The organism is Pseudomonas sp. PAMC 26793, assembly GCF_000313235.1.
Taxonomy (GTDB): domain Bacteria; phylum Pseudomonadota; class Gammaproteobacteria; order Pseudomonadales; family Pseudomonadaceae; genus Aquipseudomonas; species Aquipseudomonas yamanorum.
In genome coordinates, this window is the sequence record NZ_AMXG01000036.1 from 216,376 (window position 1) to 242,722 (window position 26,347).

Annotated in this window: 29 protein-coding genes and 4 tRNA genes; 11 read left to right on the forward strand and 22 right to left on the reverse strand. The window is 59.8% G+C overall.

The window, feature by feature from the left end:
* Nucleotides 1-64: 64 nt before the first annotated feature.
* Nucleotides 65-478 (reverse strand): pilin, encoded by a 414-nt coding sequence (locus tag D109_RS0116060; protein ID WP_017477785.1) that lies wholly within the window; start codon nt 476-478, stop codon nt 65-67.
* 201 nt (nt 479-679) lie between these two features.
* Here D109_RS0116060 and D109_RS0116065 point away from each other — a divergent pair, with 201 nt between their 5' ends.
* Genes D109_RS0116065 through yacG form a run of 4 tightly spaced genes read left to right on the forward strand, consistent with a single transcriptional unit; the run spans nt 680 to nt 3,568 of the window.
* Nucleotides 680-1,888 (forward strand): type II secretion system F family protein, encoded by a 1,209-nt coding sequence (locus D109_RS0116065; RefSeq protein ID WP_017477786.1) that lies wholly within the window; start codon nt 680-682, stop codon nt 1,886-1,888.
* Nucleotides 1,885-2,763 (forward strand): A24 family peptidase, encoded by an 879-nt coding sequence (locus D109_RS0116070; protein WP_371103571.1) that lies wholly within the window; start codon nt 1,885-1,887, stop codon nt 2,761-2,763. The genes D109_RS0116065 and D109_RS0116070 overlap by 4 nt, the downstream gene beginning before the upstream one ends.
* Nucleotides 2,760-3,383, forward strand: a complete 624-nt coding sequence (gene coaE / locus D109_RS0116075) for a dephospho-CoA kinase (protein ID WP_017477788.1) — start codon at nt 2,760-2,762, stop codon at nt 3,381-3,383. The genes D109_RS0116070 and coaE overlap by 4 nt, the downstream gene beginning before the upstream one ends.
* Complete coding sequence (gene yacG, locus D109_RS0116080) at nt 3,380-3,568, forward strand: DNA gyrase inhibitor YacG (protein WP_017477789.1); 189 nt, start codon at nt 3,380-3,382, stop codon at nt 3,566-3,568. The genes coaE and yacG overlap by 4 nt, the downstream gene beginning before the upstream one ends.
* Before the next feature lie 8 nt (nt 3,569-3,576).
* On the opposite strand, the gene D109_RS0116085 is transcribed toward yacG, so the two are convergent.
* The 3 genes from D109_RS0116085 to D109_RS0116095 form a co-directional block, all read right to left on the reverse strand.
* Nucleotides 3,577-3,792 (reverse strand): hypothetical protein, encoded by a 216-nt coding sequence (locus D109_RS0116085; RefSeq protein ID WP_003215917.1) that lies wholly within the window; start codon nt 3,790-3,792, stop codon nt 3,577-3,579.
* A 65-nt stretch (nt 3,793-3,857) separates the two neighbouring features.
* Nucleotides 3,858-4,547 (reverse strand): energy-coupling factor ABC transporter permease, encoded by a 690-nt coding sequence (locus D109_RS0116090; RefSeq protein ID WP_017477790.1) that lies wholly within the window; start codon nt 4,545-4,547, stop codon nt 3,858-3,860.
* The gene (locus D109_RS0116095; RefSeq protein ID WP_017477791.1) at nt 4,544-5,011 is read right to left on the reverse strand and encodes a hypothetical protein; all 468 of its coding nucleotides are present in this window, start codon (nt 5,009-5,011) and stop codon (nt 4,544-4,546) included. The genes D109_RS0116090 and D109_RS0116095 overlap by 4 nt, the downstream gene beginning before the upstream one ends.
* Nucleotides 5,012-5,113: 102 nt before the next feature.
* On the opposite strand from D109_RS0116095, the gene D109_RS0116100 reads away from it, so the two are divergent.
* The 3 genes from D109_RS0116100 to D109_RS0116110 all read left to right on the forward strand — a co-directional run bounded on the left by D109_RS0116100 (nt 5,114) and on the right by D109_RS0116110 (nt 7,365).
* A complete protein-coding gene (locus tag D109_RS0116100) occupies nt 5,114-5,743 on the forward strand; it encodes a DUF1780 domain-containing protein (protein WP_008437312.1) in 630 nt (209 codons plus the stop codon).
* An 89-nt stretch (nt 5,744-5,832) separates the two neighbouring features.
* Nucleotides 5,833-6,006 (forward strand): DUF3094 family protein, encoded by a 174-nt coding sequence (locus tag D109_RS01000000131965; RefSeq protein WP_010174986.1) that lies wholly within the window; start codon nt 5,833-5,835, stop codon nt 6,004-6,006.
* Between the two features lie 60 nt (nt 6,007-6,066).
* Nucleotides 6,067-7,365 carry an NAD(P)/FAD-dependent oxidoreductase gene (locus D109_RS0116110; RefSeq protein ID WP_017477792.1) on the forward strand — a complete coding sequence of 433 codons (1,299 nt, stop codon included), beginning with the start codon at nt 6,067-6,069 and terminating at the stop codon, nt 7,363-7,365.
* Nucleotides 7,366-7,557: 192 nt separating this feature from the next.
* Here D109_RS0116110 and D109_RS0116115 read toward each other — a convergent pair.
* The 7 genes from D109_RS0116115 to rluD all read right to left on the reverse strand — a co-directional run bounded on the left by D109_RS0116115 (nt 7,558) and on the right by rluD (nt 12,657).
* Nucleotides 7,558-7,634: transfer RNA gene (locus tag D109_RS0116115), tRNA-Pro, on the reverse strand.
* Nucleotides 7,635-7,728: 94 nt separating this feature from the next.
* A tRNA-Lys gene (locus D109_RS0116120) sits at nt 7,729-7,804 on the reverse strand.
* Nucleotides 7,805-7,809: 5 nt separating this feature from the next.
* Nucleotides 7,810-7,886: transfer RNA gene (locus tag D109_RS0116125), tRNA-Pro, on the reverse strand.
* A 10-nt stretch (nt 7,887-7,896) separates the two neighbouring features.
* Nucleotides 7,897-7,972 (reverse strand) — tRNA-Asn (locus tag D109_RS0116130).
* A gap of 300 nt (nt 7,973-8,272) precedes the next feature.
* Nucleotides 8,273-10,837, reverse strand: coding sequence for an ATP-dependent chaperone ClpB (clpB, locus tag D109_RS0116135; protein ID WP_017477793.1), 2,565 nt, complete (start codon nt 10,835-10,837; stop codon nt 8,273-8,275).
* Between the two features lie 135 nt (nt 10,838-10,972).
* The gene (pgeF, locus tag D109_RS0116140) at nt 10,973-11,698 is read right to left on the reverse strand and encodes a peptidoglycan editing factor PgeF (RefSeq protein WP_017477794.1); all 726 of its coding nucleotides are present in this window, start codon (nt 11,696-11,698) and stop codon (nt 10,973-10,975) included.
* The gene (gene rluD, locus D109_RS0116145) at nt 11,695-12,657 is read right to left on the reverse strand and encodes a 23S rRNA pseudouridine(1911/1915/1917) synthase RluD (protein ID WP_003215899.1); all 963 of its coding nucleotides are present in this window, start codon (nt 12,655-12,657) and stop codon (nt 11,695-11,697) included. The genes pgeF and rluD overlap by 4 nt, the downstream gene beginning before the upstream one ends.
* A 149-nt stretch (nt 12,658-12,806) precedes the next feature.
* Between rluD and D109_RS0116150 the strand changes: the two genes are divergently transcribed.
* Entirely contained in the window at nt 12,807-13,832 is a 1,026-nt protein-coding gene (locus tag D109_RS0116150) for an outer membrane protein assembly factor BamD (RefSeq protein ID WP_017477796.1), read from the forward strand.
* Between the two features lie 124 nt (nt 13,833-13,956).
* Nucleotides 13,957-14,190: a PP0621 family protein gene (locus tag D109_RS1000000132895; protein WP_026078011.1), complete on the forward strand. Its 234-nt coding sequence runs from the start codon at nt 13,957-13,959 to the stop codon at nt 14,188-14,190.
* On the opposite strand, the gene thiO is transcribed toward D109_RS1000000132895, so the two are convergent.
* The 5 genes from thiO to pilV form a co-directional block, all read right to left on the reverse strand.
* Entirely contained in the window at nt 14,177-15,286 is a 1,110-nt protein-coding gene (gene thiO, locus D109_RS0116160; protein WP_017477797.1) for a glycine oxidase ThiO, read from the reverse strand. The genes D109_RS1000000132895 and thiO overlap by 14 nt on opposite strands.
* Before the next feature lie 62 nt (nt 15,287-15,348).
* Nucleotides 15,349-15,750: a type IV pilin protein gene (locus tag D109_RS0116165; protein WP_017477798.1), complete on the reverse strand. Its 402-nt coding sequence runs from the start codon at nt 15,748-15,750 to the stop codon at nt 15,349-15,351.
* A gap of 12 nt (nt 15,751-15,762) precedes the next feature.
* Complete coding sequence (locus tag D109_RS0116170) at nt 15,763-16,290, reverse strand: PilX N-terminal domain-containing pilus assembly protein (RefSeq protein ID WP_017477799.1); 528 nt, start codon at nt 16,288-16,290, stop codon at nt 15,763-15,765.
* 7 nt (nt 16,291-16,297) lie between these two features.
* Nucleotides 16,298-17,005 (reverse strand): PilW family protein, encoded by a 708-nt coding sequence (locus tag D109_RS0116175; RefSeq protein ID WP_017477800.1) that lies wholly within the window; start codon nt 17,003-17,005, stop codon nt 16,298-16,300.
* Complete coding sequence (gene pilV / locus D109_RS0116180) at nt 17,002-17,478, reverse strand: type IV pilus modification protein PilV (protein WP_026078012.1); 477 nt, start codon at nt 17,476-17,478, stop codon at nt 17,002-17,004. The genes D109_RS0116175 and pilV overlap by 4 nt, the downstream gene beginning before the upstream one ends.
* A 220-nt stretch (nt 17,479-17,698) precedes the next feature.
* Between pilV and D109_RS0116185 the strand changes: the two genes are divergently transcribed.
* The gene (locus D109_RS0116185) at nt 17,699-18,280 is read left to right on the forward strand and encodes a GspH/FimT family pseudopilin (RefSeq protein ID WP_017477802.1); all 582 of its coding nucleotides are present in this window, start codon (nt 17,699-17,701) and stop codon (nt 18,278-18,280) included.
* Here D109_RS0116185 and ispH read toward each other — a convergent pair.
* The 6 genes from ispH to murJ all read right to left on the reverse strand — a co-directional run bounded on the left by ispH (nt 18,234) and on the right by murJ (nt 25,773).
* Nucleotides 18,234-19,181 carry a 4-hydroxy-3-methylbut-2-enyl diphosphate reductase gene (gene ispH / locus D109_RS0116190; RefSeq protein ID WP_017477803.1) on the reverse strand — a complete coding sequence of 316 codons (948 nt, stop codon included), beginning with the start codon at nt 19,179-19,181 and terminating at the stop codon, nt 18,234-18,236. The two genes, D109_RS0116185 and ispH, sit on opposite strands and share 47 nt — an antisense overlap.
* Nucleotides 19,182-19,385: 204 nt before the next feature.
* Complete coding sequence (fkpB, locus tag D109_RS0116195) at nt 19,386-19,823, reverse strand: FKBP-type peptidyl-prolyl cis-trans isomerase (protein WP_177325526.1); 438 nt, start codon at nt 19,821-19,823, stop codon at nt 19,386-19,388.
* A gap of 7 nt (nt 19,824-19,830) precedes the next feature.
* On the reverse strand, nt 19,831-20,340 hold the full coding sequence (lspA, locus tag D109_RS0116200) for a signal peptidase II (protein WP_003215877.1): 510 nt from the start codon (nt 20,338-20,340) through the stop codon (nt 19,831-19,833).
* On the reverse strand, nt 20,333-23,164 hold the full coding sequence (gene ileS, locus D109_RS0116205; RefSeq protein ID WP_017477805.1) for an isoleucine--tRNA ligase: 2,832 nt from the start codon (nt 23,162-23,164) through the stop codon (nt 20,333-20,335). Before ileS ends, lspA begins: the two co-directional genes overlap by 8 nt.
* Before the next feature lie 13 nt (nt 23,165-23,177).
* Complete coding sequence (gene ribF / locus D109_RS0116210) at nt 23,178-24,116, reverse strand: bifunctional riboflavin kinase/FAD synthetase (protein WP_017477806.1); 939 nt, start codon at nt 24,114-24,116, stop codon at nt 23,178-23,180.
* Nucleotides 24,117-24,234: 118 nt separating this feature from the next.
* Entirely contained in the window at nt 24,235-25,773 is a 1,539-nt protein-coding gene (gene murJ, locus D109_RS0116215; RefSeq protein WP_017477807.1) for a murein biosynthesis integral membrane protein MurJ, read from the reverse strand.
* Nucleotides 25,774-26,027: 254 nt separating this feature from the next.
* Here murJ and rpsT point away from each other — a divergent pair, with 254 nt between their 5' ends.
* Entirely contained in the window at nt 26,028-26,306 is a 279-nt protein-coding gene (gene rpsT, locus D109_RS0116220; RefSeq protein WP_003215870.1) for a 30S ribosomal protein S20, read from the forward strand.
* Nucleotides 26,307-26,347 lie beyond the last annotated feature (41 nt).

Here is a 26,347-nt window from a genome sequence, read left to right on the forward strand (position 1 = left end):
GTGGGTGTAGAGCGGTTTACGCACATGCTCTCCATTGCTGCGTAAACAGTAGACGACCTTCGGATCAGGCGCCGCCGGAAGTGCAACCCTTGGCAGCGTATTGGTCTTCTGCCGTGGTGGTGCACTTCCAGCCGGTCGTGGCACCACGGGTCAAGGTGATGATTTTGCCCAGGACCGGCGCGGGTGCGTCGAGGATTTCACAGGCAATCGTGCCAGCACCGGTGGCGATGTCGCCGGTCACGTCAATCTTGCAGTTGGCCGTTGGGCTGGTCCCGCCAATCAACGCCAGGGTCGGTGGCGTACCTTGGTTCAGTGTGTCTTCAAAGCCCGCCTTCAACGCGGAGACCTCGGCCAACCCAGCGGTAAACTTGGCCTTGGCCTGGTGCTTGGTGTACATGGGCAGGCCGATGGTGGCCAAAATGCCGATGATTGCCACGACGATCAATAATTCGATCAAGGTAAAACCTTTCTGACGCATCACATTCACTCTCCAGAATAAAACCTATCGCGAGGCGCATCCTGCACCCCGTCTCGGCAACCGCGCCAGTGTACTCACCCCCGCGCAGCCAATGCTGAACAAGACGCACAAACTGACATTTTTTCGCTCAAGGCGGCCCTGCCCGAATCCGTCACCTGACTAAGCTATAAATCTTCCACTGTCTGTGTGCGGAACTGCGAAATGAATGATGTTTCAGCGATCTATGCCTGGGAAGGCGTCAACCGCAAAGGGCGCAAGGTATCTGGAGAAACCAGCGGTCACAATCCTGCATTGATCAAGGCACTGCTGCGCCAGCAGGGCATTAATCCGGGCCGCGTACGCAAAAAATCCGCGGACTGGCCGAGACTCGCTCCATTGGTCAAACCAGCGGACATCGCCCTCTTCACCCGCCAACTGGCAACGCTGTTGAAGGCCGGCATCGCGCTTTTACAAGCACTGGATATCATCGCCGATGGTTTTGAAAACCGGCCTATGCGGGCGCTGGTACAGAGCCTGAAACAGGACATCGCCGCCGGCAGCAGCCTGGCCATCGCCCTGCAGAAACAGCCACGCTACTTCGATGAGCTGTACTGCAACCTGATTGCGGCGGGGGAGCAGGCGGGCGCGCTCGAAGCGCTGCTGGAACGAGTCGCCACCCACCTGGAAAAGAGCGAGCAACTGAAAGCCAGAATCAAGAAGGCGCTGACCTATCCCATGACGGTGCTGGCAGTCGCCACCCTTGTCAGTGCAATTTTGCTGATCCACGTTGTGCCACAGTTCCAGGGCCTGTTTGCCGGTGTGGGTGCACAGCTGCCGGGCTTTACCCTGGGAGTCATCAGCCTGTCGGAGTTCATGCAGCACAACTGGTGGGTACTGATTTTGGCCGCAGGGACCGGGTTCGCCGGACTGCGCAAAGCCTATCGCTCGTCCACTGGCTTTCGCCACTGGCTCGATGCACGTTTGTTGAAAGCCCCTGTGGCAGGCACACTGCTGAAAAAATCGGCGGTAGCACGCTACGCCCGCACGCTCTCGACCACCTTTGCGGCTGGTGTACCACTGGTGCAAGCATTGGACTCCGTGGCCGGCGCTACGGGCAATGGACTGTTCAAACAGGCAATCAATCGTATGCGGCATGACGTATCCACCGGGACACAACTGAATGAATCCATGGCCGTAAGCGGCCTGTTTCCAGGCATGGCGATCCAGATGACCGCGATCGGCGAGGAGTCGGGCACCCTCGACACCATGCTGGAAAAAGTTGCCAGCCACTACGAGGCCGACGTCGACCACCTGGTGGATAACCTCACCAGCCTGATGGAGCCGCTGATCATGGTGGTACTCGGGGGCATCGTCGGGGCATTGGTGCTCGCCATGTACCTGCCGATCTTTCAACTCGGTACCGCCTTTTGAGCACACCACTGACTGAGATTCTTGTTTATCAACCCTGGGTGTTTGTATCTGGCGCGCTGGTGCTGGGCCTGATTGTCGGCAGTTTCCTCAACGTGCTGGTATGGCGCCTGCCGAAAATGCTGGAACGCGAATGGCGAGCCCAGGCCCATGAAGTCCTTGGCCTTCCCGCCGAGCCCATCGCGGCGCCCTATAACCTGATGCGCCCCAATTCCTGTTGCCCACACTGCAACCACCCGATTCGCCCCTGGGAGAATATTCCACTGCTCAGCTACATGCTGCTCAAGGGGCGCTGCTCGAGTTGCCATCAACCTATCGGCGCGCGTTATCCCTTCACCGAGTTGGCGTGCGGGTTGATCTCGGCGGTTGTCGCCTGGCATTTCGGTTTTGGCTGGGCCGCCGGCGCGGTGATGATGTTGAGCTGGGGTTTGCTGGCGATGAGCCTGATCGACGTAGACCACCAACTGCTTCCGGACGTGCTGGTGCTGCCGTTGCTATGGCTGGGCCTGATCCTCAACAGCTTTGGCGCTTTTGTGTCATTGCCCGATGCGCTGTGGGGCGCGGTAGCCGGCTACATGAGCCTGTGGTCGGTGTTCTGGCTGTTCAAGCTGATCACCGGCAAGGACGGAATGGGTTACGGGGATTTCAAGCTGCTGGCCATGCTCGGCGCCTGGGGCGGCTGGCAGATCCTGCCGATGACGCTGCTGCTGTCGTCCCTGGTTGGCGTGATGGGAGGCCTGATTCTATTGCGCCTGCGCAAATCCCAAGTATCGGTTCCAATGCCTTTTGGTCCGTATCTGGCAATTGCCGGCTGGATTGCATTGCTCTGGGGTGGTCAAATAACCGACTTCTATTTGCAGTCTGTCGGTTTCAGATGACCACTCCTGTTGCAACACCCTGGATTCTTGGCCTCACTGGCGGCATCGGCAGTGGCAAAAGCGCGGCAGCCGAACACTTCGTACGGCTTGGCGTGGACCTGATCGACGCCGACCACGCCGCGCGCTGGGTCGTCGAACCCGGGCGCCCAGCCCTGGCGCAGATTGCCGAGCACTTCGGTCCGAGTGTGCTGCGACCCGACGGGCAACTTGACCGCGGGGCGTTGCGCAAGCTGATCTTCGAAGTGCCCGGCGAGCGCCTCTGGCTGGAGGCGCTGCTGCACCCGCTGATCGCCGAGGAGATTCGCAGCCATCTGGCGCGTGCCAAATCGCCTTACGCGATTCTGGTGTCACCGTTACTGATCGAGTCCGGCCAGTACACCATGACCCAGCGGGTGCTGGTGATCGACGTGCCGCAATCGTTGCAGATTCAGCGTACCCTGCAGCGCGATGGCATCAGCGAAGATCAGGTACAGGCGATTCTCAAGGCCCAGGCCACCCGCGAAGATCGCCTGCGCCATGCCGATGACGTACTGGTCAATGACCAGGACTTGGCCCGGCTGCATGCCGAGGTCGAGCGACTGCACCACTTTTACCTTACTTTGCGTGGAGGCCGATCATGAGCCAACCCTTGACCGTCGAATGCCCAACCTGCGGCGCACCCGTGGAATGGAAAGCGGAAAACCCCAACCGCCCGTTCTGCTCGGACCGTTGCAAACTGATCGACCTGGGCGCCTGGGCGTCGGAAGAACACAAGATCCCGGTCAGCCCGGACGCCGAGGACGAACTGTTCTCCGAAGATTTTTAGCCCAAGCACTAAGGCCGCATAAAGCCATAGTCCTGCTGGTCGTCGAGATTCTCTGCAAGGTATTGCAGTTCGTCGGCCAGGTCTTCAAAACTGCGCACGCCCTTGCTCTGCTGCACCACCGCACTGAGCATGGCGCGCAGGGTCAAGCCCGGGTCAAAGCCGATTTCCTGCGCCGCGTCCTGGCTTCTGCGTAACTCCTGCCGTGCCCACTCGTACACACTCATGATTCCGTGCTCCTAGAAATTTTGCAGAGCATGCGACCACTGGCGTGTGCGGCATTTGACCTGGATCAAGGCCGCGGATCGTCATCCTTCCAGGGCGCCGAGAGGTAGCGGGTGCGGTTGAATGTCTCCAGCCACTCCGGGCAAAACACCACCAGGGCGCTGATCACCATGCCGTTGATAAAGGCCTCGGGGAAAATGATCAGCCATAGGTAGCCGACGAAATCCTCGATCCACTCCGGCATCGCGAAACGGCCGTCGAACCACAGCAAACCCAGGCCCGCCAGCAAGCACAGCAAGGCCGACAGCGCGGCGGCGAAAAAACCCGAACAGAAGATATACACAAAGGGATTGCGTGGCTTCGCCCGCTCCACCAGCAGCGCACAACCTTCGGTGACCAGCACCGGCAACAGGACCAGCAGCACGCCGTTGATGCCCACGGCCGCCAGGTCCTGGCGACCGAGTAACACCAGGCCAAGCTGTGCGGCAAAACCACCGACGATCGCCAAGGGCCAATCAAGCAACAAGGTCACGGCGGTCATGCCGATGAAGTGGTAGGACACCCCTGTATCGAAATCCCGGCGTACCAGCCACAACATAAAAAGCGCGAATACTGTGCCAAACAGCAAGTGCTGGCGCCGCCGGTCGGCAAACAGCTCGACCCACGGCGAACGCAGGAGCGCCCACATCACCACCGGCGCATACAGCAGCCAGCCGATAATGAGGGTTTCCGGCGCCAGCACCGCTGCGCTGATCACGGCTGCACCTGCTCCAGGGCCTGGCGCAGTTCAGCGGCGGAATCGTATTCGTGCTGCGCCACCAACTTCCCGTGATCCAGTTGCAGCCACAGCACTTTATCCACAGGTACCGGATAGCGCGGGGTTACACGGGCATCACGGTCGAGCATGACGCGATAGTTATAGGCCTGCATGGCCGGTACCGCGAACATCTTCGCAATCAGCCGGGGCATGCGCTGGATATCGGCGAGAAACACCGTGTGCCGTGCTTCCAGATAACCCTTGGGCTGACCCTGCAGCGCCGCGTCCACGATTTTGGCGGCGTCCATGCTGCGCGCCACCAGCAAGATTTGCGCCTGGTCATCCAGGGTGTAGGCCTGGTCGAACTGGTCAAGCAAGGTCCAGGGGGCAACACGCTCCCCCACTTCTACGGCCTGGGCCCATACGGGCAAAAGACTCAAGAACAGCACCACAAAAAACTTCACTGCATACTCCTCATGCCACGGGAAACTGTCGAATGGCCAGTCTACACCGACCTTTTGACGCGGGACTTCCTGCGGTCATCATTTGGACGCTAAGCTGGTGACATGGATGACTCAGATTATTTGCGCCTGCTCACCGTAGCGGCCGAACAAGCCAACGCGTTCCTGTCCAATGCCCGCAAATGGGAGCGTGAGCGTTGGGTCTGCCAGCGCCTGCTACAAGGCTTGAACGTGCCATACCGCGCCGAAGAATTCCACGCTGCCGGGCAAGAGCCGCCGGACGTGCTGTTTCGCGACGCCAGTTTCGAGGTGTTTTTCGTGCTCGACGAAGGTCGGCGCCTGAACGACGAGTGGCGCGACGAACTGCTGCGTCGGCGCAGCGCGTTTTCCCTGAGCCAGTTGGTTCGAAGAGAAGCCAAGCCCCGGCGCATTCCCGCCCACGAATTCCTGCTGCGCTTGGCGCCGACCCTGCGCAAGAAGGCCCACAACTATAAAGAACGCGGGATGGACCTGGGGGAACTGGACCTCATTGCCTTCGCCAGCCTCAAGCGCGAAGTACTCGACCTCAACAGTCACTTCCCGCCCCCCACCGAGTACCTGCGCCAGGGCTGGCGCTCGCTGTCCCTCGTAGGCCCGACGTTTGCCCGTGTACTGTTCGCACATCCGGACGCGCCGGACTTCTTGCGCAACAATCTGGGCCGCAGCATAGTGTTCGATGTGGGCATCAGCCTGTGATCGGGTCAACGACTATGCTTCTGTCGATGCCGCCAATCACCCGACTGTAACGTGGCGCCCTTTAGCAACGTCTACCTGACGAGGCCTTTATGACCAGCCGCCTGAACCCCGACGACCAACAGCATGTCGAAGAGTACCTGCAACTGTCCCAGAACCAAGTCGAGCGCAAGCCTTTCCGGCCCTGGCTGCTCCTTGCCGTGGTGCTGGTTGCAGTGATCGGCCTGGGTTTGCTGAGCCGCCTTCTGAGTTACCTGACGCTATGAGCTGCCTTGCGCTCGCTCGGGTAACCGCACCGATTTCTTTTAGCCTTGCGAGATATCCCCATGACCCATCGTATTATTATCGTCGGCGGCGGCGCCGGCGGCCTGGAGTTGGCTACCCGCCTGGGTAAGACTCTGGGCAAGCGCGGCACTGCCAGCATCACGCTGGTGGACACCAACCTCACCCACATCTGGAAACCCTTGCTCCACGAAGTGGCGGCGGGCTCGCTGAACTCTTCGGAAGACGAACTCAATTATGTTGCCCAGGCCAAATGGAACCACTTCGAGTTCCAGCTGGGGCGCATGAGCGGGCTTGATCGCGAGCAGAAAAAAATCCAGCTGGCCGCCACCCTCGACGAAGAAGGCCGGGAACTGGTGCCCGCACGGGTGCTGGGCTACGACAGCCTGGTGATCGCCGTCGGCAGCACCACCAATGACTTCGGCACCGAAGGCGCGGCGCAACACTGCCTGTTCCTCGACACCCGCAAACAGGCGGAGCGCTTCCACCAGCAATTGCTCAACCACTATCTGCGCGCCCACGCCGGGCAGACGGATGTGGTGGAGCAGATCAGCGTCGCCATCGTCGGCGCCGGTGCCACCGGAGTCGAGCTGGCCGCCGAACTGCATAACGCCGCGCACGAGTTGGCTGCCTATGGCCTGGACAAGATCAAGCCGGAAAACATGCACATCACCCTGATCGAAGCCGGCCCACGGGTGTTGCCTGCCCTGCCGGAGCGTATTGGCGGGCCTGTGCATAAAACCCTGGAGAAACTTGGGGTGACCGTCCTGACCAACTCCGCCGTGAGTGAAGTGACGGCCGACGCCCTTATCACCAGCAGCGGCCAGGTGATTCCGGCCAGCCTCAAGGTCTGGGCCGCCGGCATTCGTGCGCCAGGGTTCCTCAAGGACATTGATGGCCTGGAAACCAACCGCATCAACCAACTGCAAGTGCTGCCGACCCTGCAAACCACTCGCGACGAAAATATCTTCGCCTTTGGTGACTGCGCGGCCTGCCCGCAACCCGGCACTGATCGCAATGTGCCGCCACGGGCCCAAGCGGCTCACCAACAGGCGTCGTTGCTGGCCAAGTCGCTGAAACTGCGGATCGAGGGCAAGGAGCTGCCGTCGTATAAGTACACCGACTATGGCTCGCTGATTTCGCTGTCGCGTTTTTCGGCTGTGGGTAACTTGATGGGCAACCTGACCGGCAGCGTGATGCTGGAAGGCTGGCTGGCGCGGATGTTTTATGTGTCGCTGTACCGCATGCACCAGATGGCGCTGTATGGCTTCTTCCGCACGGCGATGCTGATGCTGGGGAGCAAGATTGGGCGAGGCACTGAGCCGCGTCTAAAACTGCACTGACAGCACCTTCCCGGATAGGACTCGGTTAGTGTGGGAGCGGGCTTTCTCGCGAAAGCGGTGGTTCAGTGCCAGATGTACTGACTGACACACCACTTTCGCGAGCAAGCCCGCTCCCACATTTGTTTTGTGGTACGGCCAGGATTTCGCGCACAAAAAAAATCCCCGTATCTTTCGATACGAGGATTTTTAATATGGTCGGGGTAAGGGGATTCGAACTCCTGACATCCTGCTCCCAAAGCAGGCGCGCTACCGGACTGCGCTATACCCCGGTAAAAAAAAGGCGACCTCTCAGTCGCCTTCTTCGATCAGCGCTTTTGGCCTCTGATCTTAAGATTCGATTCCAGCGTTAACTGGTCTCAAAAATGGTGGGTCGTGTGGGATTCGAACCTACGACCAATTGGTTAAAAGCCAACTGCTCTACCAACTGAGCTAACGACCCAAATATGGTCGGGGTAAGGGGATTCGAACTCCTGACATCCTGCTCCCAAAGCAGGCGCGCTACCGGACTGCGCTATACCCCGGTTTTGAAATTGGCTCCGTGACCAGGACTCGAACCTGGGACCCAATGATTAACAGTCATTTGCTCTACCGACTGAGCTATCACGGAACTACATATTTCAAAGTGTTACGTTGTTGCTTGTTACCTTCTCTTCGACGCTTCCGTATCGCTACGTTAGTGCCTCTGAGGCGCGCTATTCTACAATCTTAAAAACCCCTGTCAACCCTTTAAATTGCTTTTAAGACAATGATTTGCGCTTCTTTCTGATTTCTCCTTGGGGAGAAGAAACCGTTGGGCTGACGTTGCTGCGGGGCGCACTTTACAAGCCTTTGCCTTACAGTTCAACGCCCTATCGAAAAAAAAGGCCCCGCAATGCGGGGCCTCTTCTTATAGCAGTACCACTCGAGCTTAGTGGAAGACGATTTCGTCGTTCTCCACCGTCGCCTCGACGCTGGTGCCCGGCATAAAGCTGCCCGACAGGATCAGCTGTGCCAACGGGTTCTCGATCCAGCGCTGGATCGCACGCTTCAACGGCCGTGCGCCATACACCGGGTCGTAACCGACGGCGATCAGCTTGTCCAACGCCTCGCGGCTCAGGTCCAGGGACAACTCGCGCTCCGCCAGACGGCTGCGCAGGCGGCCCAACTGGATCTCGGTGATGCCCGCGATCTGATCCCGTGCCAGAGGCTCGAAGATCACCACTTCATCGACCCGGTTGATGAACTCCGGCCGGAAGTGACTGGTCAGCGCGTCCATCACGGCTGCGCGCTGGGCTTCACGATCACCCACCAGTTCCTGGATCTGTACCGAGCCCAGGTTGGAGGTCATCACGATCACCGTATTGCGGAAGTCCACGGTACGTCCGTGACTGTCCGTCAGGCGGCCATCTTCCAGCACTTGCAGCAACACGTTGAATACATCCGGGTGGGCCTTCTCGACCTCGTCCAGAAGGATCACCGAGTAAGGCTTACGCCGTACCGCCTCCGTCAGGTAACCGCCCTCTTCGTAGCCTACATAGCCTGGTGGCGCCCCGATCAGGCGGGCCACGGAATGTTTCTCCATGAACTCGGACATATCGATCCGCACCATGGCCTCTTCAGTGTCAAAGAGGAACTCCGCCAAGGCCTTGCACAGTTCAGTCTTACCCACACCGGTCGGGCCGAGGAACATAAACGAGCCGCTCGGACGGTTAGGGTCGGACAACCCGGCCCGTGAACGCCGTACCGCGTTGGACACCGCAATCACCGCCTCGTCCTGGCCGATGACACGCTGGTGCAACAGGCTTTCCATCTTCAGCAGCTTGTCGCGCTCGCCTTCGAGCATTTTCGACACAGGGATACCGGTCCACTTCGAGACGACTTCGGCGATTTCTTCCTCGGTCACCTTGCTGCGCAGCAACTGGTTCTCAGGCTTGCCGTGCTGGTCGACCATCTGCAGACTGCGCTCCAGGTCCGGGATCACCCCGTACTGCAACTCGGCCATGCGGTTCAGGTCGCCCTTACGACGGGCGGCTTCCAGTTCCTGACGGGACTGCTCGATCTTCTGCTGGATCTGCGCAGAACCCTGCACTTCGGCCTTTTCCGAGGTCCAGATTTCTTCGAGGTCCGAATACTCACGTTCCAGGCGAACAATTTCTTCCTGGAGTTTTTCCAGGCGTTTCTTCGCCGGCTCGTCCTCTTCTTTCTTCAAGGCCTGGGATTCAACTTTCAGCTGAATCAGGCGCCGGTCCAGACGGTCCAGCACTTCGGGCTTCGAATCGATCTCCATCCGAATGCGGCTGGCCGCTTCGTCGATCAGGTCGATGGCCTTGTCCGGCAACTGACGGTCGGTGATGTAGCGATGGCTCAATTTCGCCGCCGCAATGATCGCGCCATCGGTGATCGCGACTTTATGGTGGACCTCATACCGCTCTTTCAGGCCCCGCAGGATGGCGATGGTGTCTTCTTCACTCGGTTCTTCCACCAGTACTTTCTGGAAGCGACGCTCAAGGGCCGCATCCTTCTCGATGTACTGCCGGTATTCGTTCAGCGTGGTCGCACCAACGCAATGCAACTCACCACGCGCCAGTGCTGGCTTAAGCATGTTGCCCGCATCCATCGAACCTTCGCCTTTACCGGCGCCGACCATTGTGTGCAGTTCGTCGATAAACAGAATGATCTGCCCTTCCTGCTTCGACAGTTCATTCAACAGGGATTTCAGGCGCTCTTCGAACTCGCCACGGAACTTGGCGCCAGCAATCAGCGACCCCATGTCCAGGGACAGCAGGCGCTTGCCTTTAAGGCCGTCCGGCACTTCGCCATTAATGATGCGCTGGGCCAGGCCTTCGGCAATGGCGGTTTTACCCACGCCAGGTTCGCCGATCAGCACCGGGTTGTTCTTGGTGCGACGCTGCAGGACCTGGATGGTGCGACGAATCTCATCGTCACGACCGATCACCGGATCGAGCTTGCCCTCTTCGGCGCGCTTGGTCAGGTCGACGGTGTATTTGTCCAGCGCTTGGCGCGACTCCTCGTGGTTAGGGTCATTTACCGCTTCACCGCCACGCAGATTGTTGATGGCATTTTCCAGGGCTTTTTTGCTCACGCCCTGGCCCAGCAACAATTTGCCGAGCTTGCTGTTGTCGTCCATCGCGGCGAGCAGCACCACTTCACTGGAAATGAACTGGTCACCCTTCTGCTGGGCCAGGCGGTCTGCCTGATTCAACAGGCGCGCCAAATCCTGGGACATGTTCACGTCGCCAGTAGGATTTTGGATTTTCGGCAGTTGGTCGAGCTCTTTGCTCAACTCCTTGCGCAGGCTGTTGACGTCAAAGCCCACCTGCATCAGCAAGGGTTTGATGGAACCGCCTTGCTGCTCCAGGAGCGCTTGCATCAAGTGCGCAGGCTCAATGGCCGAATGGTCCAGGCCAACCGCCAGAGATTGGGCGTCAGATAAAGCCAACTGCAATTTGCTGGTTAAACGATCAATACGCATTAGTCACCTTCCTTTTGAGCAGGCCGGAGCTATGAACAAACACATCCTGAATGAAGAAACCTGCCAGATACCCCTATAGATGGGGTGGATTCTGGAAGATTCAAGCTACGGATAGTTGACGCAGGTCAGGAGAGTCTAGCGTTCCAGCCAGATAAGGGAGGCAAACCGACCGGTGCGCGGGCTGCGACGGTAGGAATAGAAACGGGGATCGGTCACGGTACAGAAGCCGCCACCGTACACAGCCGTGACGCCGCGAGCTGCAAGGCGCAGGCGGGCCAGTTGGTAAATGTCGGCCATGAACTTGCCCGGGCTCTGACTGGGGACGAAGGCCTCAATCGTTTCCGGAAGTTGCCGCATAAAGGCTTCACGCACTTCCGGGCCCACTTCAAAGGCTTGCGGGCCGATGGCCGGGCCCAGCCAAACCAGCACTTCACCAGGTTCGGCATCCAGGCTTTCAAAGGCGGCTTCCAGGACACCCGCAGCCAGGCCACGCCAACCGGCATGGGCAGCCGCGACGCGGGTACCGGCGCGATTGCAAAACAAGGCAGGCAGGCAATCAGCCGTCATTGATGTGCAAGCAATGCCTGGGGTGCTGGTCCAACTGCCATCGGCTTCAGCAGTTCGGCCAGGATCAGCCTCAACCACAACCACACCGTGAACCTGACGCAGCCAGGCCGGCTGGATATTGAAGGCATCGGTGAGGCGACGACGATTTTCGAGAACGGCTTCGAGGCTGTCCTCGACATGATCGCCGAGATTGAGGCTGTCGAACGGCGCCAGACTGACGCCGCCCGCACGGGTGGTAACGCAGGCTTTCACTCCGGCCGGCGCGGGCCAGTCAGGAATCAGCCAGTCACTCATCCGATAAACGCCTCGCGATCCTGCTTGAGCAGCGACAACAACCAGACAAAATCGTCTGGAAGTGGCGATTCCCAGCTCATCCGCTTACCGCTCGTCGGATGGTCCAGTTCCAGGAAGCGTGCGTGCAGCGCCTGGCGCGGGAAGGTTTTCAGCGAATCAACCATGGTTGCACTGGCCGCTGGCGGAATACGGAAGCGACCACCGTAGGCCGGATCTCCGACCAACGGGAAGTTGATGTGCGCCATATGCACCCGAATCTGGTGGGTACGGCCGGTTTCCAGCTTGACCCGCACGTGGGTGTGGGAGCGGAAACGCTCGAGCACACGGTAGTGGCTGACCGCTTGTTTGCCGCCTTCCATTACCGCCATGCGCTGGCGCTGCTGGCCGTGGCGACCGATCGGGGCATTGATTTTGCCACCGGCGGTTACCACGCCGATCACGATACATTCATAGATCCGACTGACGCTGCGGCTCTGCAGTTGTGTGACCAACTGCGTCTGCGCCTGAATGGTCTTGGCCACCACCATGAGGCCGGTCGTGTCCTTGTCCAAGCGGTGCACGATGCCGCAACGCGGGACATTGATGATGTCCGGCACGTGGTGCAACAAGGCGTTGAGCAGGGTGCCATCAGCGTGCCCGGCGGCCGGGTGCACCACCAGGCCTGCGGGTTTATTGATCACCAGGATGTCGTCGTCTTCATAGACGATGTCCAGTTCAATGTCCTGGGCGATCCATTCTCCCTGGGCTTCCTGCTCGGCAGTCAGCTCAAGAATCGCACCACCATGAACTATGTCTCGCGGGCGGATAACCGCTCCATCCACAGTCAGGCGGCCGTCTTTGATCCAGGCGGAAAGGCGCGAGCGCGAGTGCTCAGCGAATAATTGTGCGGCGACTTGATCGAGGCGTTGGCCGCCCAATTCGGACGGCACCTCTGCGCGAAGTTCAATTTTATCGGACATGCTCAGACTAGGCGTGGCACAGCCTTTGGTTTCGGCTGCGCGCTTGTGGTTAAATACGGCGTCTTTTGCCCCGAGGCTTTCCAAGGGGCGCTCATCATAACAGGACGGCCCCGCCCAAGACAGCGGCCGTCATAGGGACGCAAGCCGCCATGCAAGTGAAACACCTGCTGCTGATCGCCATCCTCGCCATGACTGCTGCTTGCTCGTCAACAAAGGAAGTCGTCGACGAAAACCTGAGCGAGGTCGAGCTGTACCAACAAGCTCAGACCGACCTGAACAACCACAGCTACACCAGCGCCACGGCAAAGCTGAAGGCACTGGAGTCGCGGTATCCGTTCGGGCGCTACGCCGACCAGGCCCAGCTCGAGCTGATCTACGCCAACTACAAGAACGCCGAGCCGGAAGCTGCCAAGTCCGCCGCCGAGCGTTTTATCCGCCTGCACCCTCAGCACCCGAACGTCGACTACGCCTACTACCTCAAGGGCCTGACCTCGTTTGACCAGGACGTTGGCCTGTTGGCGCGCTTCCTGCCGCTGGACATGACCAAGCGTGACCCGGGCGCTGCCCGCGACTCCTACAACGAGTTCGCCCAGCTGACCAGCCGCTACCCCAACAGCCGCTACGCGCCGGACGCCAAGCAGCGCATGATCTACCTGCGCAACCTGCTGGCTTCCTACGAGATCCACGTAGCCCACTACTACCTGACCCGTCAGGCCTATGTCGCTGCCGCCAACCGTGGCCGCTACGTAGTGGAAAACTTCCAGGAAACCCCATCGGTGGGTGACGGCCTGGCCGTGATGACCGAGGCTTACCAGCGCCTGCACCTGGACGCCCTGGCGGCCACCAGCCTGGAAACCCTGAAGCTCAACTACCCGGACCACCCAAGCCTGAAGGACGGCCAGTTCGTGCCACAGGTTGCCGAAGCCGACAACCGTTCGTGGTTGAGCAAGTACACCCTGGGCCTGATCGAGTCCCGTCCACCGCTGCCGCCGGGCGAAACCCGCGCCAACCAGGACATCATCAAGCAATACCAGGACGCCAAGGATTCGATTCCATCGGACCTCAAGCCTCGTGACGAAAACGGCGACGTGATCGAAGAGCAAGGGCCTCAAGCCCTGGGCAACAACGAAGATCGCTCGTGGTTCAGCTACATGACTTTCGGTATCTTTGACTGATTGTTTAGCGCGATGCAAAAAGGGAGCTCTTGAGCTCCCTTTTTTATTGCGCTGCATAATTGCGCTGTGCGCCTGTCACGTCCTTGGCTAAACTGCCGAATCCCTTGTCGAGAAGCTGCCCACCATGGTTCGTCTACTGTTCTGGATCGCCGTTATTGCTGCCGCGGTATGGTTTTGGCGCAAATTCAAAAGTCCGGCCGCCAAACAGCAGCGGCCCAGCGAACAAGGCCCTATCCAGATGGTTCGTTGCGCCCACTGCGGCCTTCACCTACCACAGGATCGAGCCTTGAGCCTGCGCCAGGAATGGTATTGCACCCAGGCGCATCTGGAGCAAGGACCGAAATCTATCCAGCGTTGATCCGGCCTGCTGGCGCGTAAGGCGCCGGATCAATAATCGGCTTACGCCCCAGCAACAAATCGGCAAACAATTGGCAGGACGCCGGCGCCAGCACCAGACCGTTGCGATAATGCCCGCAGTTGAGCCATAGCCCGTCAAACTCTGGCACCTTGCCAATATAGGGAATGCCTTCCGGCGACCCGGGCCGCAAGCCGGCCCAATGCCCCACCACCTCGGCGTCGGCCAGTGCCGGGATCAATTCGGCGGCAGAGGCTTTCAGGCTTTCCAGGGCTGAATCGGTGGGGGTCTTGTCGAACCCCTCATGCTCCAGGGTGCTACCGATCAGAATGTGTCCGTCTCGCCGCGGAATCGCATACCGGCCCTTGGCCAGGACCATGCACGACAAAAAGTCCGACGCGCATTTGTACAAGATCATCTGTCCCTTGACCGGCTCCACGGGCAATACCAGCCCGAGGCTACCCAGCAACTCACCGCTCCAGGCTCCGGCAGCAAGCACTACCTGATCGCCACGGATCGGCCCGAGCACCGTACTCACCCCGACAACCTTACCGCCCTCTTGAATAAACCCGTCAACCGCGCACTGCTCGTGAATCGTCACGGCCGGCAGGGCCAACAAGGCTGCCTTGAGGGATTTGACCAAACGGGGATTACGCACATTGGCCACATCCGCCATATAGATCGCCCGGGAAAACCCGGCACCCAGCACCGGCACCGCGTCATGGGCAGCGCAAACATCCACCTTGCTCAGCGGGCGCCCTTCGCGGGCTGCCCAGGCAAGCGCCTCCGCCTCATCGTCCAGGTCCAGCCAATACAGGCCGGTGGTGTGGACTTCCGGGTCAACGCCAGTAGCCGCGAACAGACGCGCGGCCAGTTGCGGGTAAAAATCCTGGGACCAGTGCGCCAGGGCTGTCACCGCCGGGCTATAGCGCCATGGGTACAGCGGGGAAACAATACCGCCGCCAGCCCAGGAAGACTCCTGCCCGACCTCAGAGCGATCCAGCAACACAACCGCTTGCCCCTGGGACGCCAGATTGAACGCCGTCAACAAGCCAATTACCCCACCACCCACAACCACTACTTGCTGTTGCTTAGCCATTGTTCGATCCAGCCGATAAAAAGAAAAAGGCACGCCCGGAGCCCAATCATCCAGCTTCCTCATCATTGCCCCCAGCACGCCTTGCGCGTCATGTCAGGCGCGGCTCCCGGATTGCTTCGCGCACCGGCACTGGTGAGGCTGAAGGCTGCACAGGGATCGCCCGCCATCACCGAGTCAACTGCGGGCGTGGCAAGCAGAACGAAATCCTGAGGGTTCAATGCAGGGGTGATTCTATAGCGATCATTGCCGGCGATGACGCCAGTCGCATCAATAAAAGTGCCGTTCCTCGCGTAATAACGCTCCAGGTGCTGAGCTTGCTCGGTCAGCAACCCGGCAATTTCGGCGCGATAGACCTTTTTCATATGGCTCGTATAGCCGGGATAGGCGACGCTGACCAGAAGGCCGATGATCGCCACGGCGATCAATAATTCGATCAGGGTGAAACCAGTGCAATCCTTGCTCATCGTGCCGCTCACCTATTGAAGTTGTCGCCACATGATTCTTCGAAAACGCTCATCGGCGCCGCTGCCCACGCGCGCATACACCGTCTCCAGGACGGAACGCGAATGACCGCTGAGTCCCACCGACGTTACTCGATAAAGGGTGGCCTGGGTCTCTGCTGGGAGATGAGCCAAGCCCATCCCCGGCCCCAGGTTTTGAATTCCGTAAACGCCATCTGTCATCCCCACCCAAGTGACAGCCGACACGGGGTTCGTCCCTGGCCCCACTACCGAAGCCGACTCGGGAGGTGGCGCACACGCAGCAGTCGAGTGGCAAGGACGCAGGGCAAAACCAGGCGCCTGCACCACAGACTCTCCAAGCCTGAGGCCGCTTTCGGCCAGTTGAAACGACTGGTTGCGCTGTCGAACGCTGCCGGTCATTTTTTCTTGCGAGATGGCCCCCTGCATCGAAGACAATCCGAGGAGCGCCAACAACAGCAGGAATACCAGGCTGATCAGCAAAACCATACCTGCCTGCCTCGAACGAGAGCGGTAATAATCCATGGGCGAGCTACTCCAGACGATTACGTAGCGCTGCAACAACGCTGTAGGTCTGGTCTTTCACGAGCCCATTTGGGTCCTGAAGCGTCAGCAGAACCCGCACACTGCGTATAAGCGACTCGTCGCCGGGGCTGGGGCTGTATCGGGTGACAACCGTTGATCCCGCCTTCCCGGCCACCCCGAAACTGATATCGAAAGCCCCCACGTTATCCACCAGTACCGCCTTGCTCGGGGCTGCCAGTGTGCTGAGCTTCAATTGCCCGCCTTCAAAGGTGTAAGTCAGCTTGCGCAGTGGAAAGCGGATTTGCCCGGGCGCTGGTGTCGGTGGACTTCCCCCAAAAGCGTGGGCAGAACTGGTGCAATCGGAAAGCACCGTCCAGTCAGGTTTGCTGCCACCCTCTCCGACGTCAGCGGTCACCAGCGTCAGGGACCGGGAGTTGCCGCTGGCACTCCAGCCGATGGGGCGGTCGAACCCTGCGGGAGCGTTGCTGATTGATGCGGTGGACAGGCAACCAAACATGCCTGCCTGGCGTATTTCCTGAATCAGTTTGCCCAGGACAAACCGTGCATCATCCTGCAACAACGAGGCCGCACGCTGGCTGGCGTGAGTGTTTCGGGAGCTGAGCGCGATCTGGGTCACCCCCATGATCAGCAGCAGGCCGAGGGCCAATGCAAGCAGCAACTCCACCAGGCTGAAACCTCGAGCAACGCCGGTCATGGCAACCCCCTCGGGTCGACGGCGACCCGGCTGGTCAGGGTGAACGTTTCCCGGGCGCCTTGAGCCTTGGCTCCACGGGAGTCGTCCCAACTGATACTGATCGTCACTTCTCGCTGATTGACCGCAACCGAACCCTTGGCGCTCTCCCCCGCAAATCCTGCGATGTTGGCTTCAAAATCGTGCAGGTCCAGATCGCGGACACTCGCGACTGAAGTACTGGAAGGCGCACGCTCGCTCTGCCCCCAGGAGTAATCAGCGCCAGAGTTGGCGCGGATCCGGTCGAGCATGTCGTACGCGATGAAACTGGCCTGGCTGGTCATCCTGGAACTGTCGGTGTATTTCAGCGCATTGAGCTGAATCACCGCAGCCCCCAGCAGGCCGACGGCGAGGATCAGCACGGATACCAGGACCTCGATCAGGGTCATCCCGGCTTGGGTCGGTTGGGGGCCAAGTGTTACGGGGCAAGCGTTCATTACCATCGTCATCCGTGTCGAAGGTCATCAAAAGGCAGCGGAAAATCTGCAGTGCGAGGCAAGACTAGCGCCGGTCTCGCCTGAGCGCTGCACCCCGGAACAATGGGAAATACTTTGGACAGAGTGGCCATCATTCAACGCCCCGGCCTGGGCGCTATAACTATGTCTGCCATCCGGCACTGACTGAAAAAATCACACCGCGTCCACGGAGGGACGGCATATGAAACAACGAGGTTTCTCGCTGATTGAGCTAATTCTGGGCCTGTTCCTGAGCGGCATCCTGGCCAATCTGGCAGTGCCGAGCCTCAAGGGGTTGCTTGAGTCGCAACGGCGACAGAACGCCGCCGAATCCCTCGCCGGAGGGGTGCGTTACGCCCGCACGGAAGCCATCGCGCGCAATCGCACGGTGGTTATCCATGCACTGGATGATGACTGGAGCCGGGGATGGAGGGTAATACTGGACCTGAACGGTCGCGGCCATCTCGACGATCAGAACCCAGTGCTGCTGGAGCGCCAGGACAGTGGCCAGATACCGATTGTGGGGAATACGCCGGTGAGAACCCAGATACGCTTCAGCGGCCTGGGTGAACCATTGCTATCAGCAGGGGCTTTCAGCGCCGGCACCGTTCACGTGTGTGCGACGGACCAGCAACTGAGCCTGTATCAAATAGTGCTGGCGGCCAGCGGGCGCATCAGCCTGCGCAGTAACAAAACCGAGCAGGCGCTGTGCCGGGGCTACGCCGGCCCCTTGGGACTCAGAGCAGCGAACGAACCCGCAGCTCCTTGGGCATGGAGAAAGTGATGTTTTCTTCACGGCCGGCCAGTTCATCAGCGCCCTTGGCGCCCCAGGCCTGCAGTTGCTGAATAACCCCACGCACCAGCACTTCCGGGGCCGAGGCACCCGCCGTGATGCCGATGCGCTCGACGCCATCGAACCAGCCGCGCTGCATGTCTTCGGCACCATCGATCAGGTAAGCCGGGGTGGCCATGCGCTCGGCCAGTTCCCGCAGACGGTTGGAGTTGGAGCTGTTTGGGCTTCCCACCACCAGCACCACGTCGCATTCGTCGGCCAATTGCTTGACCGCATCCTGGCGGTTTTGCGTGGCGTAGCAGATGTCGTCCTTGCGCGGCCCGCCAATCGCGGGGAAGCGGGTACGCAACGCATCGATGACACGGCTGGTGTCATCCATCGACAGGGTGGTCTGGGTAACGAAGGCCAGCTTCTCCGGGTTGTGCACCTGCAACGCGGCGACGTCTTTTTCGTCTTCCACCAGGTAGATCGCGCCGCCATTGCTGGCGTCGTACTGGCCCATGGTGCCTTCGACTTCCGGGTGACCGGCGTGGCCGATCAGGATGCATTCACGACCATCACGGCTGTAGCGCGCGACCTCGATATGCACCTTGGTCACCAGCGGGCAGGTAGCATCGAACACCTTCAGGCCACGGCCAGCAGCTTCGGTGCGTACAGCCTGGGAAACACCGTGGGCGCTGAAAATGACGATAACGTCGTCCGGCACCTGGTCCAATTCTTCAACAAAGATGGCGCCGCGACTGCGCAGGTCTTCGACCACGAACTTGTTGTGGACGACTTCATGGCGCACGTAAATCGGCGGCCCGAAGACTTCCAGGGCGCGGTTGACGATTTCAATCGCCCGGTCCACGCCGGCGCAGAAGCCACGGGGGTTGGCGAGTTTGATTTGCATGCTGTGCCTCGTGTCTTGCCCTGTAGGAGCGAGCTTGTATGGCGAGGGAGCTTGCTCCCGCTGGGTTGCGAAGCAGCCCCAACCTGGGCAATCGAGACACATCAGGTGTATCTCGATGAACAGTTTGGGAGTGCTACGCACTCCAACGGGAGCAAGCTCCCTCGCCACAACAAGCTCGCCCCTACAGTAGGCCGATTTCGTTAGTTACAGCGCTTTAACGTCGATGATTTCGACATCAAAGGTCAAGGTTTTCCCGGCCAACGGGTGGTTGAAATCGATGGTCACTTGCGCGTCATCAAAGGCCTTCACCACACCCGGCAGTTCGGTATTCGCCGCATCGTTGAAGATCACCAGCAGGCCTTCCGACAGTTCCATGTCCTGGAACTGCGAACGCGGGATGATCTGCACGTTTTGCGGGTTGGGCTGGCCAAAGGCGCTTTCCGGCAGGATCTGCAGGTCGCGCTTATCGCCGGCCTTGAAACCGAACAGTGCCGCTTCGAAACCCGGCAGCAGGTTGCCGTCGCCGACCTTGAAGGTCGCCGGGGCCTTGTCGAACGTGCTGTCGACCGTGTCGCCATTCTCCAGGCGCAATGCGAAATGCAAGGTGACTTCCGTGTTCTGGCCGATGCGTTGCTCAGCCAATACCTGTTCAGTCATGAACGGTCTCTCCGGTTTTCTTACTTTTGAACATATCCAACGCCAGCATGATTGCACCGACGGTGATGGCGCTGTCGGCAAAGTTGAATGCCGGGAAGTACCAGCGGTTCTGCCAATGCACCAGAATAAAGTCGATCACATGGCCCAAGGCAATGCGGTCGTACAAGTTGCCCAATGCGCCACCCAGCACCAGCGCCAAAGCGACGGCCAGCCAGGTGTCATTGCGCCCCAGGCGCTTGAGCCAGACCACCAGCACGGCACTGACCACCACGGCGATCAGGGCAAACAGCCAGCGCTGCCAGCCGGAACTGTCAGCCAGGAAGCTGAACGCAGCGCCGGTGTTGTAGGCCAGGGTCCAGCTGAAATAGTCAGGAATCACCACGATCTGCTGGTACATCTCCAGGGCGCCTTCGAAGTGAGCCTTGCTGAGCTGGTCAATGACCAGCACCAGCACGCTCAACACGAGCAAGCCCAGGCGTCCAAAACGACTGGCTTCAGGCATAGTGACGAACCTCGCCAGCGCCAGAGATGTTGTCGACGCAACGACCGCAGATTTCCGGATGCTCAGGGTTCACGCCAACATCTTCACGGCAGTGCCAGCAACGGGCGCACTTGGCAAAGGAGGACTTGACCACTTTGAGCTTGAGGCCAGGGACTTCGGTCGCGACGGCATCCGCAGGCGCTTGGGCAAACGGCGCCAGGCTGGCGGTCGAGGTGATCAAGACAAAGCGCAGTTCGTTACTCAGCTTGGCCAGGTCGGCGGTCAGGCCTTCCTCGGCAAACAGCGTGACTTCGGCCTGCAGGTTGCCGCCTACGGCCTTCGCCGCGCGCTGCACTTCCAGTTCCTTGTTCACGGCAACCTTGACGGCCATCACGCCTTCCCAGTACTCGCGGCCCAGTTCGAAGTCAGCCGGCAATTCGGTCAGGCCTTCGTACCAGGTGTTGAGCATCACGGACTCGTTACGCTCGCCCGGCAGGTATTCCCACAGCTCATCGGCGGTGAACGCCAGGATCGGCGCGATCCAGCGCACCAGCGCCTCAGAGATGTGGTACAGCGCGGTTTGCGCCGAACGGCGGGCCTTGCTGTTGGCACCCGTGGTGTACTGGCGGTCCTTGATGATGTCGAGGTAGAAACCACCCAGCTCCTGCACGCAGAAGTTGTGGATCTTCGAGTAAACGTTCCAGAAGCGGTATTCGCCGTAGTGCTCTTGCAGCTCGCGCTGCAGCAACAGGGTACGGTCCACGGCCCAACGGTCCAGGGCGAGCATTTCCTCGGCCGGCAGGATGTCGGTGGCCGGGTTGAAACCGGTCAGGTTCGAGAGCATGAAACGTGCGGTATTTCGGATCCGGCGATAGGCATCGGCGCTGCGCTGCAGAATCTGCTCGGACACGGCCATCTCGCCCGAATAATCGGTAGAGGCAACCCACAGGCGCATGATGTCGGCGCCCAGGGTGTCGTTGACCTTTTGCGGCGCGATCACGTTGCCCAGGGACTTGGACATCTTGCGACCGTTCTCGTCGACGGTGAAACCGTGGGTCAGCAGCTCGCGGTAAGGGGCGTGATCGTCGATCGCGCAGCCGGTCAGCAACGAGGAGTGAAACCAGCCACGGTGCTGGTCGGAACCTTCCAGGTACAGATCGGCACGCGGGCCGGTCTCGTGGCCCATCGGGTGCGAACCACGCAATACGTGCCAGTGAGTGGTGCCGGAGTCGAACCACACGTCGAGGGTGTCGCTGATCTTGTCGTACAGTGGCGCTTCGTCGCCCAGCAGCTCGGCGGCGTCCAGCTTGAACCAGGCTTCGATGCCCTCTTGCTCAACACGCTGGGCAACCACTTCCATCAGCTCGACGGTACGTGGATGCAGCTCGCCGCTTTCCTTGTTCAGGAAGAACGGGATCGGCACGCCCCAGTTACGCTGGCGGGAGATGCACCAGTCCGGACGGTTGGCGATCATCGAGTGCAGGCGCGCCTGACCCCAGGCCGGAACGAAATTGGTGTCTTCGATCGCCTTGATCGCACGCTTGCGCAGGGTTTCGCCGCTGGTCGGCTCTTTGTCCATACCGATAAACCACTGCGCGGTGGCGCGGTAGATCAGCGGGGTCTTGTGACGCCAGCAGTGCATGTAGCTGTGGGTGATGGTTTCGGTGTGCAGCAGCGCACCGACCTCAGCCAGCTTGTCGACGATCGCCGGGTTGGCCTTGAAGATGAACTGGCCACCGAAGAATTCCAGGGACGGCGCGTACACGCCATTGCTTTGCACTGGATTGATGATGTCGTCGTTGACTAGGCCGTACTGCTTGCAGATCACGAAGTCGTCTACGCCATAGGCAGGCGAGCAGTGAACCACGCCGGTGCCAGCGCCCAGTTCAACGTACTCAGCCAGGTAGATTGGCGACAGACGGTCGTAAAACGGGTGACGGAAGTTGATCAGTTCCAGCGCGGAGCCGGTGGTGGTCGCGATCACCGAGCCTTGCAGGTTGTAGCGGGCAAGGCACGACTCGACCAGCTCTTCAGCCAGCACCAGCAGTTTGTCACCGACGTCCACCAGGGCGTAGGTGAATTCCGGGTGCACGTTCAGCGCCTGGTTGGCCGGGATGGTCCACGGAGTGGTGGTCCAGATCACGATGGAGGCTGGCTTGGCCAGGCTCGCCAGACCGAAGGCTTCAGCCAGTTTGGCTTCGTCGGCGATCGGGAAGGCGACGTCGATGGTCGAGGACTTTTTGTCTTCGTACTCGACTTCTGCTTCAGCCAGGGCCGAGCCGCAATCGAAGCACCAGTTCACGGGCTTGAGGCCCTTGAATACGAAACCGCCCTTGACGATTTCCGCCAAGGCGCGGATTTCACCGGCCTCGTTCTTGAAGTCCATGGTCTTGTACGGGTTGGCCCAGTCGCCCAATACACCCAGGCGGATGAATTCGGACTTCTGCCCTTCGATCTGCTCGGTGGCGTAGGCACGGCACAGTTCGCGGGTTTTGTCCGCGCCCAGGTTCTTGCCGTAGGTCACTTCGACTTTGTGTTCGATCGGCAGGCCGTGGCAGTCCCAGCCCGGCACATAAGGCGCGTCGAAGCCCGAAAGGGTTTTCGAGCGAACGATCATGTCCTTGAGAATCTTGTTCAGCGCATGACCGATATGAATCGTACCGTTGGCATAAGGAGGGCCGTCGTGCAGGACGAATTTCGGACGATCCTTGCCAATCTCGCGCAACTTTCCGTACAGGCCAATACTGTCCCAGCGCTGCAGGATCTGCGGTTCGCGCTGTGGCAGGCCGGCCTTCATTGGGAAGGCGGTGTCCGGAAGGTTTAGCGTGGCTTTATAGTCGGTCATTTAAGGCTCTTCATTAGCGATGGGCGCTAGGTGCGGCTAGTGCACGGGCGACGGCGACATCCGCATTGATCGCCGTTTTCAACGCCTCCAGGGAGGCGAAACGCTGCTCTTCACGCAGCTTTTGGTGGAAAGCCACCGTCAAACGCCGGTCATACAAATCACCGGCAAAATCCAAAAGGTGAACTTCCAGGTGGGCTTTGCCATCACCTGCAACCGTGGGCCTGACGCCTATATTGGCGACTCCGGGCCACGATTGGCCGTCGATGTCGACACTCACCAGGTAAACCCCGGTCAGCGGCACACGACGGCGCTTGAGCTGCACGTTGGCGGTTGGCGTGCCCAATTGGCGCGCCAGCTTCTGGCCATGCAGGACCCGCCCGGCAATCCGGAACGGGCGACCGAGCAAACGCTCGGCCAAGGCGAAGTCGGCAGCGGCCAGGGCGTTACGCACCTGGGTACTGCTCACGCGCAGGCCGTCCAGTTCGACGGTTTGCGCGGCTTCGACGGTAAAACCCTGGGTGACGCCGGCCTGTTGCAGGAAGTCGAAGTCCCCAACCCGGTCGCAACCGAAACGGAAGTCATCGCCGACCTCCAGGTGCTGCACGCCCAGGCCGTCCACCAGGATACGGTCGACAAACTCGGCGGCGCTGAGGCTGCGCAAGCGCTGGTTGAAAGCCAGGCAGAGGACACGGTCCACGCCTTCTTCAGCCAGCAATTGCAGCTTGTCCCGCAGTCGGGCCAGACGCGCCGGCGCCGTCTCCGGGGTAAAGAATTCACGGGGCTGTGGTTCAAAAATCACCACGCAGCTGGGCACGCCCAACTCAACCGCACGCTCACGCAGGCGGGCCAGGATAGCCTGGTGGCCACGGTGAACACCGTCAAAGTTGCCAATAGTGGCGACGCAGCCCCGATGCTGGGGGCGCAGGTTGTGGAGACCTCGAACCAGCTGCATAACGCGCTTCTTGCTCATAAAGTGGTCGATTATAACCACACCCGGCCCCGGACGACAGGCAACAGCGCAGGCCATTTGCGCGAATCGATAAAACAACCGCCTTATCGACGAAAAGTCTCTAGCTCAGCGACTTGCGATTGAAATCCCGTAAACGGAAGCCCATCAGCAGCAACATGCCGAAGTACACCACCACACCAGCGACCACCAATGCACCGAGGCGCATGAACCGCTCCAGCATATGGCCTTGATCCCAGGCGGGCAGGAAGTGCATCAGCCCCAGTAACACCGCAGCCATCGTACCCACCGCCACCACCAACTTGAGCCCAAACGAGCCCCAGCCTGCCTGAGGCTGGAACATTTTCTGTTTGCGCAGTTGATAAAACAGCAGCCCGGCATTGATGCAGGCACCCACACTAATTGCCAGCGCCAGCCCCGCGTGCTTCAGCGGACCGATAAACGCCAGGTTGAGCAGTTGTGTAACCACCAGGGTAAAGATCGCGATCTTTACCGGCGTACGAATGTTTTGCTGAGCATAAAAGCCGGGGGCCAGCACCTTGATCACGATAATGCCCAGCAGGCCGACGGAATAGGCGATCAGCGCACGTTGGGTCATCGAGGCGTCAAACGCGGTGAACTGGCCGTACTGGAACAGCGCAACCGTCAGCGGCTCGGCGAGCAAACCCAGGGCCACGGCGCACGGCAGCACCAGCACGAAGCACAGGCGCAGGCCCCAGTCGAGAATCCGCGAATATTCGTGGCGATCTTTGCTGGCATAGGTGCGCGACAGCGTTGGCAGCAGGATGGTGCCGAGTGCCACGCCGAGCACGCCGGATGGCAATTCCATCAGACGGTCAGCGTAGTACATCCACGACACCGAACCCGAGACCAGCAGCGAGGCGAAGGCGGTGTTGATGATCAGGGAAATCTGGCTGACGGAAACCCCGAGGATGGCCGGCAGCATGTTGCGCATCACCCGCCAGACGCCGGTGTCCTTGAGATTCAAACGCGGCAGCACGAGCATGCCGATTTTCTTCAAGTGCGGCAGCTGGTACAGCAGTTGTGCCAGGCCACCCGCCAAGACCGCCCAGCCGAGGGCCATCACAGGCGGATCGAAATACGGTGTCAGGAACAGCGCGAAAATAATCATGCTGACGTTAAGCAGGGTCGGCACGAAGGCCGGCACCGAGAAACGGTTCCAGGTATTGAGGATCGCCCCGGCCAGGGACGACAGGGAAATCAGCAATATATAAGGAAAGGTCACCCGCAACAGATCAGTGGTCAGGGCGAATTTTTCCGGTGTATTGGCAAAACCGGGGGCCGTGGCCCAGATCACCCAGGGCGCGGCGAGCATCCCGGCGATCGTCACCAGCGTCAGCACCAAGGTCAGTAAACCCGAGACATAGGCAATAAAGGTGCGGGTCGCCTCCTCGCCTTGCTGGGCCTTGTACTCCGCCAGAATCGGCACGAAGGCCTGGGAAAAAGCCCCCTCGGCGAAGATCCGCCGCAGCAGATTGGGCAGTTTAAAGGCAATAAAGAAGGCATCCGTGGCCATGCTGGCGCCAAAAATGCGTGCCAGCAGCGTGTCACGCACAAACCCCAGAACCCGGGAAATCATGGTGATAGAGCTGACAGCGGCCAACGATTTGAGCAGGTTCATTGAAAGAGTTTTTGCCTATAGATAAAGAGCAGGCGAACAAACGGCCCACATATGCGATACTCCGCGCCTGCAACAAGCACAGAGCCAAAGCTCGCGAGTTTACAGGTCAAGCGCCGGAAATAAATCACCCGCCTCTTAAGATCGACCACTCAGCAGTTCGCATCACACGCCCTTGACAAGACTTCAACTCATCGGCATGATTCGCGGCCTATTTTGTTTGCTATTTCCTAAAAAGTCTTTCGAGGAGCTCGACGGTGGCCAACACACCTTCCGCCAAAAAACGTGCAAAACAGGCTGAGAAGCGTCGCAGCCACAACGCCAGCCTGCGTTCCATGGTTCGTACCTACATCAAGAATGTAGTTAAAGCCATTGACGCAAAAGACGCTGAAAAAGCTCAAGCTGCTTACGTTCTGGCTGTGCCAGTTATCGACCGTATGGCCGATAAAGGCATCATCCACAAGAACAAGGCTGCTCGCCATAAAGGTCGTCTGAATGGCCACATCAAGGCTCTGAACCTTGCTGCTGCAGCCTAAGCGATAAGCTTGTTAAAAAACCGACCCCAGGGTCGGTTTTT

Excerpts from the sequence above, each read along its gene's own strand:
- coaE (WP_017477788.1), top strand. The coding sequence starts at position 2,760 with ATGACCACTCCTGTTGCAACACCCTGGATTCTTGGCCTCACTGGCGGC.
- D109_RS0116065 (WP_017477786.1), top strand. The coding sequence starts at position 680 with ATGAATGATGTTTCAGCGATCTATGCCTGGGAAGGCGTCAACCGCAAA.
- D109_RS0116185 (WP_017477802.1), top strand. The coding sequence starts at position 17,699 with ATGAAACAACGAGGTTTCTCGCTGATTGAGCTAATTCTGGGCCTGTTC.
- murJ (WP_017477807.1), bottom strand. The coding sequence starts at position 25,773 with ATGAACCTGCTCAAATCGTTGGCCGCTGTCAGCTCTATCACCATGATT.
- D109_RS0116085 (WP_003215917.1), bottom strand. The coding sequence starts at position 3,792 with ATGAGTGTGTACGAGTGGGCACGGCAGGAGTTACGCAGAAGCCAGGAC.
- thiO (WP_017477797.1), bottom strand. The coding sequence starts at position 15,286 with ATGGCTAAGCAACAGCAAGTAGTGGTTGTGGGTGGTGGGGTAATTGGC.
- D109_RS0116110 (WP_017477792.1), top strand. The coding sequence starts at position 6,067 with ATGACCCATCGTATTATTATCGTCGGCGGCGGCGCCGGCGGCCTGGAG.
- D109_RS0116170 (WP_017477799.1), bottom strand. The coding sequence starts at position 16,290 with ATGGATTATTACCGCTCTCGTTCGAGGCAGGCAGGTATGGTTTTGCTG.
- clpB (WP_017477793.1), bottom strand. The coding sequence starts at position 10,837 with ATGCGTATTGATCGTTTAACCAGCAAATTGCAGTTGGCTTTATCTGAC.
- ispH (WP_017477803.1), bottom strand. The coding sequence starts at position 19,181 with ATGCAAATCAAACTCGCCAACCCCCGTGGCTTCTGCGCCGGCGTGGAC.
- D109_RS0116165 (WP_017477798.1), bottom strand. The coding sequence starts at position 15,750 with ATGAGCAAGGATTGCACTGGTTTCACCCTGATCGAATTATTGATCGCC.
- D109_RS01000000131965 (WP_010174986.1), top strand. The coding sequence starts at position 5,833 with ATGACCAGCCGCCTGAACCCCGACGACCAACAGCATGTCGAAGAGTAC.
- pgeF (WP_017477794.1), bottom strand. The coding sequence starts at position 11,698 with ATGAGTGACTGGCTGATTCCTGACTGGCCCGCGCCGGCCGGAGTGAAA.
- D109_RS0116100 (WP_008437312.1), top strand. The coding sequence starts at position 5,114 with ATGGATGACTCAGATTATTTGCGCCTGCTCACCGTAGCGGCCGAACAA.
- rluD (WP_003215899.1), bottom strand. The coding sequence starts at position 12,657 with ATGTCCGATAAAATTGAACTTCGCGCAGAGGTGCCGTCCGAATTGGGC.
- D109_RS0116060 (WP_017477785.1), bottom strand. The coding sequence starts at position 478 with ATGCGTCAGAAAGGTTTTACCTTGATCGAATTATTGATCGTCGTGGCA.
- ribF (WP_017477806.1), bottom strand. The coding sequence starts at position 24,116 with ATGCAGCTGGTTCGAGGTCTCCACAACCTGCGCCCCCAGCATCGGGGC.
- D109_RS1000000132895 (WP_026078011.1), top strand. The coding sequence starts at position 13,957 with ATGGTTCGTCTACTGTTCTGGATCGCCGTTATTGCTGCCGCGGTATGG.
- ileS (WP_017477805.1), bottom strand. The coding sequence starts at position 23,164 with ATGACCGACTATAAAGCCACGCTAAACCTTCCGGACACCGCCTTCCCA.
- D109_RS0116175 (WP_017477800.1), bottom strand. The coding sequence starts at position 17,005 with ATGACCGGCGTTGCTCGAGGTTTCAGCCTGGTGGAGTTGCTGCTTGCA.
- yacG (WP_017477789.1), top strand. The coding sequence starts at position 3,380 with ATGAGCCAACCCTTGACCGTCGAATGCCCAACCTGCGGCGCACCCGTG.
- D109_RS0116150 (WP_017477796.1), top strand. The coding sequence starts at position 12,807 with ATGCAAGTGAAACACCTGCTGCTGATCGCCATCCTCGCCATGACTGCT.
- pilV (WP_026078012.1), bottom strand. The coding sequence starts at position 17,478 with ATGAACGCTTGCCCCGTAACACTTGGCCCCCAACCGACCCAAGCCGGG.
- lspA (WP_003215877.1), bottom strand. The coding sequence starts at position 20,340 with ATGCCTGAAGCCAGTCGTTTTGGACGCCTGGGCTTGCTCGTGTTGAGC.